Source organism: Saccharospirillum alexandrii (assembly GCF_004000275.1).
Classification (GTDB): Bacteria; Pseudomonadota; Gammaproteobacteria; order Pseudomonadales; family Natronospirillaceae; genus Saccharospirillum; species Saccharospirillum alexandrii.
In genome coordinates this window covers 73,160-86,129 of record NZ_RCIP01000007.1, presented here as the reverse complement: position 1 = coordinate 86,129, position 12,970 = coordinate 73,160, and the positions used below count along the sequence as shown (strand labels likewise).

11 protein-coding genes are annotated in these 12,970 nt (G+C 58.0%); 7 read left to right on the top strand and 4 right to left on the bottom strand.

Annotation, left to right across the window (positions count from 1 at the left end; translation table 11 throughout):
* Positions 1-72 precede the first annotated feature (72 nt).
* The 5 genes from dxs to EP166_RS20500 all read left to right on the top strand — a co-directional run bounded on the left by dxs (position 73) and on the right by EP166_RS20500 (position 6,260).
* Positions 73-1,959, top strand: a complete 1,887-nt coding sequence (dxs, locus tag EP166_RS20520) for a 1-deoxy-D-xylulose-5-phosphate synthase (RefSeq protein WP_127560634.1) — start codon at positions 73-75, stop codon at positions 1,957-1,959.
* A 128-nt stretch (positions 1,960-2,087) separates the two neighbouring features.
* Positions 2,088-2,471 carry an MmcQ/YjbR family DNA-binding protein gene (locus tag EP166_RS20515; RefSeq protein ID WP_127560632.1) on the top strand — a complete coding sequence of 128 codons (384 nt, stop codon included), beginning with the start codon at positions 2,088-2,090 and terminating at the stop codon, positions 2,469-2,471.
* Positions 2,464-3,123, top strand: a complete 660-nt coding sequence (locus EP166_RS20510) for a glutathione S-transferase family protein (RefSeq protein WP_127560630.1) — start codon at positions 2,464-2,466, stop codon at positions 3,121-3,123. Before EP166_RS20515 ends, EP166_RS20510 begins: the two co-directional genes overlap by 8 nt.
* 20 nt (positions 3,124-3,143) lie before the next feature.
* Positions 3,144-4,016, top strand: a complete 873-nt coding sequence (locus tag EP166_RS20505) for a phytanoyl-CoA dioxygenase family protein (protein ID WP_246026368.1) — start codon at positions 3,144-3,146, stop codon at positions 4,014-4,016.
* Between the two features lie 24 nt (positions 4,017-4,040).
* The gene (locus tag EP166_RS20500; RefSeq protein ID WP_220432663.1) at positions 4,041-6,260 is read left to right on the top strand and encodes a beta-glucosidase; all 2,220 of its coding nucleotides are present in this window, start codon (positions 4,041-4,043) and stop codon (positions 6,258-6,260) included.
* A gap of 21 nt (positions 6,261-6,281) precedes the next feature.
* Here the strand turns inward: EP166_RS20500 and EP166_RS20495 are convergent, their stop codons facing one another.
* The 4 genes from EP166_RS20495 to EP166_RS20480 all read right to left on the bottom strand — a co-directional run bounded on the left by EP166_RS20495 (position 6,282) and on the right by EP166_RS20480 (position 10,327).
* Positions 6,282-6,764 carry a YbhB/YbcL family Raf kinase inhibitor-like protein gene (locus EP166_RS20495; protein WP_127560628.1) on the bottom strand — a complete coding sequence of 161 codons (483 nt, stop codon included), beginning with the start codon at positions 6,762-6,764 and terminating at the stop codon, positions 6,282-6,284.
* Between the two features lie 130 nt (positions 6,765-6,894).
* Positions 6,895-8,364: an ATP-binding protein gene (locus EP166_RS20490; protein WP_127560626.1), complete on the bottom strand. Its 1,470-nt coding sequence runs from the start codon at positions 8,362-8,364 to the stop codon at positions 6,895-6,897.
* The gene (locus EP166_RS20485; RefSeq protein WP_127560624.1) at positions 8,361-9,113 is read right to left on the bottom strand and encodes a response regulator; all 753 of its coding nucleotides are present in this window, start codon (positions 9,111-9,113) and stop codon (positions 8,361-8,363) included. The genes EP166_RS20490 and EP166_RS20485 overlap by 4 nt, the downstream gene beginning before the upstream one ends.
* Entirely contained in the window at positions 9,110-10,327 is a 1,218-nt protein-coding gene (locus EP166_RS20480; RefSeq protein ID WP_246026369.1) for an ABC transporter substrate-binding protein, read from the bottom strand. Before EP166_RS20480 ends, EP166_RS20485 begins: the two co-directional genes overlap by 4 nt.
* A 338-nt stretch (positions 10,328-10,665) precedes the next feature.
* On the opposite strand from EP166_RS20480, the gene EP166_RS20475 reads away from it, so the two are divergent.
* Both EP166_RS20475 and EP166_RS20470 read left to right on the top strand, forming a co-directional pair.
* Positions 10,666-11,919, top strand: a complete 1,254-nt coding sequence (locus EP166_RS20475) for an ABC transporter substrate-binding protein (RefSeq protein ID WP_127560620.1) — start codon at positions 10,666-10,668, stop codon at positions 11,917-11,919.
* A 127-nt stretch (positions 11,920-12,046) separates the two neighbouring features.
* Positions 12,047-12,961, top strand: coding sequence for a carbohydrate ABC transporter permease (locus tag EP166_RS20470; protein WP_127560618.1), 915 nt, complete (start codon positions 12,047-12,049; stop codon positions 12,959-12,961).
* Positions 12,962-12,970 lie beyond the last annotated feature (9 nt).

Below are 12,970 nucleotides of genomic sequence, written 5' to 3'. Positions count from 1 at the left end.
ACGACCCACACTATAACGATCATCACTGGTTCCGTAGCAGGGACAGGCTCGAAGGCAGGAAAGCGTATTTTCATGAAGGTTTTTACTCACATCCCCAAAACAAGACCGGTCACGCCCCTGCTCGATACCATCGACACGCCCACAGACCTGCGCCTGCTAACCTTGGAAGAACTGCCTCGCCTGGCCGATGAACTGCGCGAATTCCTGCTCTACAGCGTCGGCCAGACCGGAGGGCACTTTGGCGCCGGGCTGGGCGTTGTGGAACTGAGCATTGCCCTGCACTACGTGTATGAAACACCCAGCGCCTCCCTGGTCTGGGACGTTGGTCATCAGGCTTACCCCCATAAAATACTGACCGGACGGCGCGAGCGCATGCACAGCATCCGCCAGGCCGAGGGTTTGGCGGCCTTTCCAAAGCGCGATGAAAGCGATTACGACACCTTTGGCGTCGGCCATTCCAGCACCTCCATATCAGCGGCCCTGGGCATGTCGATCGCCGACCGGTTGCTCGGCACCCCGCGCCAGAGCGTTGCGGTCATCGGCGATGGCGCCCTGACCGCCGGCATGGCGTTCGAGGCTCTCAACCATGCCGGTCACGACGGCGCCGACATGCTGGTGGTGCTGAACGACAACGACATGTCGATCTCGGAAAACGTCGGCGCCCTGTCGAAAACCTTTTCCCGGGTCTTTTCCTCCAAGACTTACTCGCACATGCGCGAGAACAGCAAAAAGGTCTTGCAGAATCTGCCGCCCATTCTCGAATTTGCGCGCAAGGCCGAGGAACACGTTAAAGGCATGGTGTCGCCCGGCACCCTGTTTGAGGAGCTGGGGTTCAACTACGTCGGCCCGGTAGACGGCCACGACGTGATCGAACTGGTGCATACGCTGCGCAACCTGAAAACCTTCAACGGACCGCAATTTCTGCACGTGGCCACCCAAAAGGGCAAGGGGTTCACCCCGGCCGAGAACGAACCGATCAAATACCACGCCATCACCAAACTGGAAAAGAAAGACGTAGAGCCGGCCGCCAAACCCCCCGCAGGCCCCAAATACTCCAACGTTTTTGGGCAGTGGCTGTGCGACATGGCCGGCAGCGACGACCGCCTGATGGGCATCACCCCCGCCATGCGCGAGGGCTCAGACCTCGTCGCCTTCGCCGACCAGTTCCCGGACCGCTATTTCGACGTGGCCATCGCCGAACAGCATGCGGTCACCCTGGCCGCCGGCATGGCCTGCCAGGGCGCCAAGCCGGTCGTCGCCATCTATTCGACGTTTCTGCAGCGCGCCTACGACCAACTGATTCACGACATCGCCATTCAGAACCTCGATGTCACCTTCGCCATCGACCGTGCCGGTCTGGTTGGTGAAGACGGCCCGACCCACGCTGGCAGCTTTGATCTGAGCTTTTTACGCTGCATTCCCAACCTGGTCATCATGGCGCCCAAAGACGAAAACGAATGCCGCCAGATGCTTAGCACCGCCTATCGCCACCCAGGGCCTGCCGCCGTGCGTTACCCCCGCGGCACCGGGCCTGGCGCTGCCATCGAAACAGCGCTCACGGTATTGCCCCTGGGTGAAGCCGAAACACTGCGCCAGGGTAAAAAAGTCGCCATCCTGGCCTTCGGCAGTATGGTCGCCCCGGCCCAGGTTGCCGCCGACACACTCGACGCCAGCCTGGTCAATATGCGTTTCATCAAACCTTTGGATACCGAGCGGGTTCTGGACATGGCCCGTAGCCACGACCTCATCGTGACCGTAGAAGAAAATGCCATTTACGGCGGTGCTGGTTCAGCAGTCACCGAATGCCTGCACCAGGCAGGCCTGACCACCCCCGTATTGCAACTGGGTCTGCCAGACACCTACATCGACCATGGCAAACCCCAGGATTTACTGGCGAGCGTTGGTTTAAATGCGCCGGGAATTCAGGCAGCGATTGAGCAGCGACTAAACGGCAGCTGATCTATTGCGGCAACAGTGCAGTCACAACGTCTCTTTCCATTGAATCTTAGCTGCCTGTAGCGTTTACTGATTCAATTTAGAGCAACCAGCATGCTAAGTGCCAACTGCCGACCAACAGGGAGAATACCATGCCACAGACACTGGATTTCTGGCGCACGGTCATGCAGTCCAAGCCTGGCAGCCAGGAGGGAACCCCGTTCGGCCCTGATGCCCTGGTGTATAAGGTGGCTGGCAAGATGTTTGGATTGATTGGCATCGGCGACCGGTTCATCCTGAACCTGAAATGCGACCCTCAGGATGCCCTGATACTCAGAGAGGCTTTTACAGCGGTCACACCCGGCTATCATATGAACAAGCAACACTGGAACACGGTTGATCTCACCGCCGGTTTGGATCCGGACCTGATCAGCGAATGGATCGACGACTCCTACCAGCTTGTCGTTCGCTCCCTACCCAAAAAGCAGCAAGCCCAACTGCTGAGCCCGACTCAGCCGGAGACCAGGGATGAATAACCTCACGCTCGTGATCGCCAACAAAAACTATTCCAGCTGGTCGCTGCGCGCCTGGCTGCTGATGACTCAATTCAAAGTCAACTTTCAGGAAATTCGCATCCCGCTCGACACGCCTGAAACGCCGGCTCTGATGGACCAGCACAGTCCCAATCGCCGCGTGCCCGTGCTGAAAATCGGCAAGCTCAGCGTCTGGGATTCACTGGCCATTTGCGAAACCGTGAATGAACGTTTTCTGCAAGGGGCCGGCTGGCCGTCTAACCCCGATTTGCGCGCCCTGGGTCGCTCGGCTTGTGCTGAAATGCACAGCTCATTCGTGGCTTTGCGCCAGACCCTGCCGATGAACTGCCGTCGCGTGGTCAAAGGCTTCCAGCCAGACGCCGCCACCCGCGCCGATATTGAGCGGATGCACACCCTGCTCAGCGATTGCCTGAAGCAATCTGACGGGCCCTTCCTGCTGGGTCGCTTCTCCATTGCCGACGCTTTTTTTGCACCCGTCGCCTTTCGACTGCGTGGCTATGGCATCGAGTCGCCCGAGCCCGTCACCGCCTGGATCGACCGAATGCTTGAATTACCGTCACTGCAGGCCTGGCTCGATGCCGCCCGCGATGAAACCGAAACCATTGACGCCGAAGAAGTCCCTGACCAGGGCTGACGGATACGGGAGTTCACCTGATGTCGAGTCTTGAACACACCATGCCTGACAACGCACCTGCCGTGCTGACCAACGAACAACTGAAACAATACCAGCAAGACGGTTTTCTGCTGCTGGAAAGCTGGGTACCGGATGACCTGAGACAACAACTGATTGATCGTGCTTACCAACTGATCGAGCAGGCCGACCTGACCGAGCACAACCGGTTCTCCACCACCGATCGGGCGCAAATCAACAACGATTTCTTTCTGGAGTCGGCCGAAACCATTCGCTGCTTCTTTGAAGAAAAAGCCTTCGATGAAGCTGGCGAACTCACCCAGCCTCGCGCACAAAGCATCAACAAGATCGGTCACGCCCTGCACGATCTCGATGATGTGTATAAGGCCTTCGCCCGGCGTCCCGAATTTGGTGCGCTGGCACGCGACCTGGGCCTGCAGGCCCCGCACCTGTACCAGACCATGGTGATTTTTAAACAACCGCGCATTGGTGGCGAAGTCACCTGGCATCAGGATGCAACCTTCTTTTACACCGAACCCACCAGCGTCATCACCTACTGGTTTGCGCTGGAAGATGCCACCCTTCAGAACGGCTGCCTCTGGGTCGAGCCGGGCGGCCACACCGGCCCCCTGCGTGAACGCTACTTCCGCGAAGACCGCGATCTGCGCATGGAACCGCTGGACGATACCCCCTGGCCCGATGACACCTCGGGCACGCCCATGCCCGTCAAGGCGGGCAGTTTACTGGTGTTCCACGGCCATTTGCCGCACTACAGCGCCCCCAATCGCTCAGAAAAATCCCGGCTGGCCCTCACCTTTCACGTGGTCGATGGCCAAATCACTTATGCACCCGAAAACTGGTTGCAGCGCCCGACTCTGGGCACCTTCTCGCTGTAACCGCCGTAGAATGAGGAGTCGCTCGTGTTCGATGTAGCCACCACTTTGGCCCAACTCAGTACCGACGAAAAAGTCAGGCTGTTGTGCGGAAAAGACGCCTGGCACCTGCACGGTATAGAGCGGCTGGGCATTCCGGCCATTACGCTCACCGACGGTCCACATGGCGTGCGGCTCAGTGAATCTCAGGCACTGGATGATTCCGCCCTGCCCGCCACCGTGTTTCCGGTGGAGGCAGCCATGGCTGCCAGCTGGAACCCGGACTTGCTGGAGCAGGTGGCGGCGGCCATTGGCGAAGAATGTCAGTCGATGGATGTGGGCATCCTGCTCGGCCCGGGTGTGAATGGAAAGCGCACGCCGCTGGGCGGTCGCAACTTCGAGTATTTTTCGGAAGATCCGTTTCTTTCGGGCGCCATGGCCAGTGCCTTTGTGCGCGGCATTCAGTCGCGCGGGGTGGGTGCCTGCCTGAAACACTTCGCCGGCAATGAGCAGGAAACCCGGCGTTTTCTGGTGAATGCCGAGATCGACGAGCGCACTCTGCAGGAGCTCTACATCGAGCCCTTTGCCAAAGTCATTCGCGAGAACCCGCCGTGGACGATGATGGGCGCCTATAACGCGGTCAACGGCGTGCACGCCTGTCAGTCGGCGGACTTATTGCAACGCATCCTGCGCGACCAGCTGAGCTACGATGGCCTGGTCATGTCTGACTGGGTAGCGGTTAAAGACAAGGCGGCCTCCCACATCAACGGGCTCGATCTGGAAATGCCCGGCCCCGGTGAGCGCGATGCCGAACTCCACACCGCCCTGGCCGATGGCCGTCTCAGCGAAGCCGAACTCGACCAGCGGGTCACGCGGGTGCTGACACTGATCAAGCAGGTGCTGGACAACAACCGAACCGTTACCGTCGAATGGCCAGCCCACCATGAACTGGCCACGCAACTGGCGGTCGAGTCGATGGTGTTGCTGAAAAACGAAGCCAGCCAGCTACCCCTGAAACCGCAACAGCGCATTGCCGTCATTGGCGACTTCGCCCGCCACCCGCGTTTTCAGGGCGGCGGCAGCTCGCACATGACGCCGCACCAACTGAGTACGGCGCTGGGTGCCATCGAACAACGTGCCGAGGTGATTTTCGCCGAAGGGTACACCGAAACCCAGGTCACGCAGGAACAACTGGACGCCGCCGTCAGCGCCGCCACAGGGGCAGACCGTGTGGTTCTGCTGACCGGGACGACCGACTCAATGGAAAGCGAAGGCTTCGACCGCGCCGATATGAAACTGGCCCCGGATCACCTGATGCTGATCAGCGCCATCGCCGACGCCAACCCCAACGTTACCCTGGTGCTGCACACCGGCTCGGCCATCGAGACTCGCCAGTTCGAACATCAGGTACCGGCCATGTTGCAAGCCTGGCTCAGCGGGGAAGGCGGCGGTGAAGCACTGGCCCGGGTCTTGTTTGGCGAAGCGAACCCCAGCGGCAAGCTCAGTGAAACCTTTCCGATACGGCTGGAGCACAACCCGACGTTTGAGACCTTCCCCGGCACCAAAGCCACCGTTGCCTATCAGGAAGGTCTGTTCACCGGCTACCGCTACTACGATACCAAAGCCCTGCCGGTGCAGTACCCCTTCGGTCATGGGCTCAGTTACAGTCAGTTCACCCTGGGTGATTTAACCTACCACCCCGAAGCACGCCAGGTCAGTTTCAGTATCACCAATCAGGGCCCGGCCGAGGGTGCTGAGGTGGTGCAATTGTACATTCACGACGAAGCCAGCACCTACCGGCGGCCGGTCCACGAACTGAAGGCGTTTCGGAAGGTCAGGCTGGTTCCCGGAGAAAAACGCACGGTAACCCTGCAACTGGATGCCCATGCCTTTGCCTATTACGTGCCTCATCTGAACGGCTTCGCAGAAGAGAGCGGCCGGTTTGAATTGCGCCTGGGGTTTTCATCAAGAGACATTCGTCAGACGCGCTGGGTTACGGTCGAATCCGACACCGATGTCCGGATACTACCGACCCTGGGCGATACGGTTCAGGACTGGTTGTCAGACAGCCGCACAGCGCCCATTCTGCAAAACGAACTGGATCGTTTGAACTTCACGGCATCGCACCCGATGTATGGCATCGCACTCGGTTTCCCGATTCCCCAGCTCATTCAGTTTATTCCTCATATGGGGTACGGGGAAAGCGATGCCAGAGACGTGCAGCGCTCGCTTGAACAGCAGTGGGGCCAGATCCAGGCGCTGGCCTGAACCCGGCCTTTAGACGGCTAATCAGCCTTCACGCCGGTAGGTTCCCACCAGCCGGTTCATGCCAATGATGTTGGGTTCTATTTTTTCCAGCAGCTGCCACAAGGTTAGGTCCGGTGCATACTGTTCGTTGCTGTCCAGCGCCAGCACCCAGAAATAATAACGGTGTGTGCCGTGCCCTTCCGGCGGCATGGGGCCACCGTAACCGGAATGGCCGAAATTATTTTGCCCGGCCGTTCCCTGGTCAGTGCCTGCCGCCAGTTCGGTCAACGACCCCGGCAGGTTGTAGAGCACCCAGTGCACGAAACCGTAATTACCATTGGATGACACCAGTGGCGCATCCGGATCGTGGCAAATAACGGCGAACGACTCGGTGCCTTCCGGTACCTTGTCCCAACTCAGCGCGGGTGAGCGATCTTCCCCTTCACCGGTGCAGTCACGGGGAATCACGCCATCGGCTGGAAAATCAGAACTGCTTAGGGTCATGGGCGACAGGGCAAATGGCATGGGCAAACCTCCAAACGTTGACGTGAACAGAGACAGTCGTTTCTGCGCGGACCACTACACTGGCAAATCACTGGGCCACAGGTCAATCAAACCTTGGTCGCAGAGCTAGGGAGCCTCTGAATCATTCCCTCTAGTGATGACGCATGCGCACAGTATAGTCACAGGGCAACTGCACCGTGACCTCAAGACCACCCTGCGGATGATCTCGCAAACTCAGTTCACCACCATGACCATGCACAATGCTTTGCGCTATGCCGAGTCCAAGGCCCATACCACCGGCATTGCGCGCCTGGCCATGCGCCAAACGGGTATAGGGCTTGAACAACTGCACGGGGTCCGTTGTACCCAGGCCCGGCCCGCTGTCTCTAATGCGCACAACCGCCTGCCCGTGCTCTATTCTCAGGCTGACGACAGCCTGGTCTCCATAGAAGACGGCATTGTCGATCAGATTGGTCAGGCAGCGTTTCAGTGCCAGGGGTTTGCCCATTACGTCAACCGGTTGTTTCTGTTGCACGATAACCCGGTGACCACCGAGCTGTTTTTCGCTGGCAATCTTGTTGATCAGAGTTCCCAGTTCCAGGGGTTTCGGGTCTTCGTGAATATCCGCATCGCGCACCGTTTGCAGGGCGCCCTTAACCATGAGATCCAGCTCTTCGAGGTCTTCTTCCAGCGACAGCCGCAACGCCTCATCGTCAATCATTTCCGTTTGCAGCCGTAGCCGGGTGATGGGCGTGCGCAGGTCGTGCGAAATGGCAGCAAAAAGACGCTCACGGTCATCGAGATAACGCTGAATGCGCAGCTCCATGGCCGAGAAGGCCTCGGCGGTCGCGTCGAGCTCGCGCATGCCCGATTCAATGAGCGGTTCGTGGGCCACGCCCCGGCCAAAGGAGTCGGCGGCGTCGGCCAGTCGCCGTAGCGGTCGGGTTTGCCAGCGAACAAACCAGAAGCCGAGTACGCCGACGGCCATCAACGTCACCCCCAGAGACCACCAGCGCTCGCGCGTGAGCACCCGGTTTTTATCGAGTATGTAGGGGTCGGGCAGCAGGGTGGCCAGGTACAACCAATCGCCACTGGGCATAGGCACTTGCACGGTGAGAATGGGGGCCGGTTCCGGCTCAAGAATCAGACTCTGACGAATCCAGCGAATCGGGATGTCGGCAATCGGCACCTGCTGATCGTACACCCGTACCTCCTGCGGCAACGCCAGAGCCAAGTGAACACCACGCTGCCCCAGGTCGGCACTGAGTTGCTCGTCAATGGCCGCCAGAAAGGCGTCTTTCAACGGCGCGGTGAACGTACTTTCATTGGCCAACCGGTGCTGATTGACGCTCATGAACAACCGGCTGCCGCCTACTTCACGTTGCTGGTCAATAACAATCGGACGCACGTTATCGGGCAATGCCTGAAAGTAGCGAATGGTCGCCGCCAGGGTTATGGCCAGGTATTGGGCATTTTCCGACACCCGATTGCGGCTGTCGCTGTCCAGCTGACCCGCCCAGATCAGACTGGTCATGATCTGGGCAACCCCAACGCCCGACAACATGACCAGCAACAGGCGAGCGAAAAGAGACCGGGGCAACCAGCGCCGGGTCGGACTCACAGCGACACCTCCGGCGCCTGCGGTCGCTGGTTCAACCGTTCCACTTCAGCGGTGAACACATAGCCCTGGTTGCGCACGGTTTGAATAAGCTGACCGGAGCGGCCTGCATCGCCCAGGCAGGTTCGCAACCGGCTGATCTGGACATCCAGATAGCGATCCAGCGGGCCAAGGTCTCGCCCCCGGGTTGCTTTCATTAGAAAGCTGCGCGACAAGACTTGACCGGCCTGGTCCAAAAACAGAACAAGCATCTGGTATTCCGCCGCACCGAGCGTGACGGTGTGTCCAGTGGGCATTTGCAAAGTGCGTTCGAGCGAGTCCAGAAGGTAATGACGAAACCGGTAAAAGCGCCCGCCATCTCCCGCTGGCTGGGCCGGTTCGTAACGCCGGTGAATCGCCTTGATTCGCGCCAGCAATTCACGCGGGCTAAACGGTTTGGCAATGTAATCGTCCGCTCCCATTTCAAGGCCGACCACGCGATCGGTTTCTTCCGCATTGGCCGTCAGCATGATGATCGGCACATCAGACGCAGCCCGCAGCTTCTGGCACACGCTGAACCCATCCTGCCCCGGCAGCATGATATCGAGCACAACCAGAGAGACTTCCCGGCTTCGGGATTCGAACTCAGCCAGAAAGGTTTCGCCGTCAGCAGCGGCATAGACCTGATAATTGTTCTTTTCGAGGTAGGTCTTCAGCAACTCACGAATCTTGTGGTCGTCATCCACCACGTAGATGTGTTTGGGTGTTTTCATTTCAGTGCTCTCAGCGTCTGAGCCAGTTGAATAGCCGCCAACTCGGGCGTCATCCGCTCGTCGTTAAAAAAGCGATGCACAATCTCGAAAACGGCATCTTCCGATTCCGGAGACATCGCCATTGAATGGGCAATGCTGGGTGCCAGCATGCCGCTTTGACTGGCCTGGCCAAACACATGATGAGAGGCTCGCGAACAATCATCGAAGGTGGTCACCGGCACGTCTTTTCGGGCCGGGATGGTGCCCTTGGCCAGGCTGAAATCGCGCTGTAAATCGGGAGACAACAGTGTGTCGATAAAGGTGGGCATCGGAACAGCATTGGGTTCATCGAGAAACATCACAAAGGTGTCGATGCTGTACAGGTGTTGCTCATTGGTTCCGGGAACCGGCAGGCATAAATAGTCCTCTCCCGGAACCAGACCCCAGGCGCTGAATTCGCCTTTCACCCAGTCGCCCATAATCTGCACAGCGGCCTCCCCGTCTGCAACCAGTCGACTGGCTTGCTGCCATTCACGCTGATTGATGTGCGGGTCCATCAGCGTTTTCAGAGTGCGCAATTGCTCAAAAGCGGCAACGATCGCCGGATCGGTCAACGCCGACTCATCCCGGTCGATAAAAAACTGGCGATAAAAGCTCGCACCCGACTGGCTCAGTAAAACGATTTCGAACAGCGTCGCGTTCTGCCAGGGTTCATTCCCGTGCGCCAGGGGAATGATGCCAGCAGCACGCAATACCGGTGCTGACGATTCCAGCTGACTCCAGGTGGTTGGTAATGGAATGTCGAGTTGTTCGAACACCGAGGGGTTTAGCCACATCCAGTTGATGCGATGAATGCTTAAGGGAATGGCCACCGCCTGCCCCTGCACCCGAATCAATTCATTGACGACCGGATAAAACAGCGATGTATCGTCCAGTTGCGCATGGTGCAGCGGGCTCAGAAAACCCAGCTGCGCCCAATGCTGGATATCCGGCCCTATTATCTGCGCAGCACCCGGTGGTGAGCCATCAATTACGCGGGCTTTCAATACCGCCATAGCCGAATCACCCCCGCCACCGCGCACCGGGTAATCCACCCAAAGCAGGTTTCGTTCTGCCAGCCGTTGCTTAAGCACCGTCGCCGATTGCTGCTCACCGCTGGATGTCCACCAGTGCAGCACTTCGAGGGATTGCATCGCATATGCGCAGGTCGGCATGGCGATCAAGATTATCCACATCACAGCAGGCGCCAGAGTTACCCTGGGATCAGTCATCATTATTATTCTGTTCAAACCCGACTGAATCTTACCTTACTCTGTTGCCACGTTTTCTATCAAATTCTTACCGGCATCTTTCACACTCTGCCATTCGGGCTGCATGGCAAGCTTCGGAAAGGACAGCTGTTTGCATACCTTTGTTAAAAACCCTCTGAAAATCAAACCGTTAGTTTGCGCCTGCGAACCTTACCCGACAGTCGGAGGCCGGTTTCCGGTAAGACGCCCTTTCGTCATAAGGTCGTGAAACTGGATTCATTGCTCCAGCGAACCGCTCAATTCCAACAAGAAGAGGAAGCACCATGCTGTCGTTAAAACCCACCCTGTCGCTGACCGCGGCGCTACTGACTGCAAGCCTTGCCGTCGAAGCCCAGACGCTGACCATCGAAAGCTGGCGTGTCGACGACAAGGACCTTTGGCAAGACATACTGATACCGGCGTTCAACCAGCAACATCCGGATATCGAGGTCCGGTTCAACCCGACGTCGCCCACCGAGTACGACTCATCTCTGAACGCTCGTATGCAAGCTGGCACTGCTGGTGATCTGGTCACCTGTCGCCCCTTTGATGTCTCTTTGAACCTGTACCGCCAGGGGCATTTAATGGCGCTCAATGACCTGACAGGGCTGGATCACTATCAGGACTTTGCCAAACGCGCCTGGAGTACCGATGACGGCGCCACGTCCTTTTGCCTGCCCATGGCGTCTGTGATTCATGGCTTTTTCTACAACAAAGAAATTTTCAGCGAGTTGAATCTTGACCCGCCAGAAACGCTCGATGAGTTTCATGCCGTACTGCAAACCGTCAAGTCAGAATCCCGTTACACCCCCCTCGCCCTGGGCACCAACGATCAGTGGGAAGCCAACCAGATCGTCTTTACCAACATTGGCCCTAACTTCTGGCAAGGTGAGGCAGGGCGACTGGCGCTGATTAACGGCGAGGCGACGTTCACCGACGCGCCCTACCTTGCCGCCTGGGAAGAAATGGCACGCTGGAGTGACTACATGGGGCGCGGCTATCCATCGCAGACCTATGGTGATTCACAGAATCTGTTCGCACTCGGGCGAGCCGCCATCTACCCCACCGGCAGCTGGGACACCTCCTATTTTAACGATCAGGCAAGTTTCGAATTCGGTGCCTTCAAACCGCCTGTGTCCGCCTCCGGCGACCAGTGTCATATCTCCGATCACACCGACATGGGCATTGGCATCAACCCGGCGTCCGCCAACCCCGAAGCGGCGAAAACCTTCCTGAACTGGGTCGCCAGTGCTGATTTTGCCGACCTGTTCACCAATGAGGTAACCGGCTTCTTTTCGCTGTCGACCCACCCGGTTGAGGTCAACGATCCGGTGGCGGCTGAAATGATCAGCTGGCGCGACGAGTGCGACTCCACCATTCGATTAAACGCCCAGGTCATGAATCGCGGCACACCCAACATGGAGCAGGAGCTGTGGATTGTCAGCAGCCAGGTTCTGAACGGTGATATCACACCGGAAGAGGCGGCAGAGCGCATCCAGAGTGGCTTTGCCCAATGGTATGAACCTCAGTCCGAGTAATCGGGCTGTTTTGAGGGCGCCCCGTTCATCGGGGACGCTCTCCTTTTTACAACCTTTCTGCCTTCACCGGTCCGGTACCGGCCTACGTCTTCGATAGGGTTCATGTTACACACCGAGGTTAGCACTCATGCAACGCGCATTTCCCTGGCACCTGATTTTCTTTCTGGCACCGGCGGTCATCATCTATACCGTCTTCAGTGCCTACCCGCTGCTCGACACGCTTCGACTGAGTTTCTTTACCGACAGTGAGAGCGGTGAACGCAGTTTCGCCGGTCTCAGTAACTTCGTCACGTTGCTGGGCAACGCGGTCTGGTCAGAGGCATTCTGGAATGCCATGTGGAACAATACCCAGTTCTTTCTGATTCACTTGCTGGTTCAGAACCCCATTGGCCTGGGTCTGGCCGCACTGCTGAGTCTGAAAGGTCTGCGCGGTGCCCGCACCTACCGCACCCTGATTTTTTTACCAACGCTGTTGTCGGTCGTCATTATCGGGTTTATCTGGCAATTGATTCTGAGCCCCTTGTGGGGTGTTTCGGAGAACTTTTTATACGCCCTCGGTCTGGGGCACTACTTCGACGCCTGGCTCGGCAAGGAAAGCTCCGCACTGATCACCCTGTCATTAATCTCGGTCTGGCAATTCATCGGCATACCCATGATGCTGATATACGCCAGCCTGTTGTCGATTCCGGATGAATTACTGGAGGCCGCCAAAGTCGATGGGGCATCACCCTTTCGAATTTTCTGGCGCATCAAAGTGCCGCTTATTCTGCCCACCCTGGGCCTGGTCACCATTCTGACCTTTGTTGGGAACTTCAACACCTTCGAGCTGGTCTATGCCGTTAAAGGCGCTCTGGCAGGGCCGGATTATTCCACCGACATCATGGGTACCTTTTTCTATCGAACCTTCTTTGGCTACCAGTCGCAACTGGGCAGCGCCACCATGGGGGCGACCGTTGCCACCATGATGTTTCTGGTAATTCTGACCGGGGTGATGGCGTATTTTTACCTCGTTCAGCGCCGCCTGACACGCTACCAGTTATAAGGAACCGCG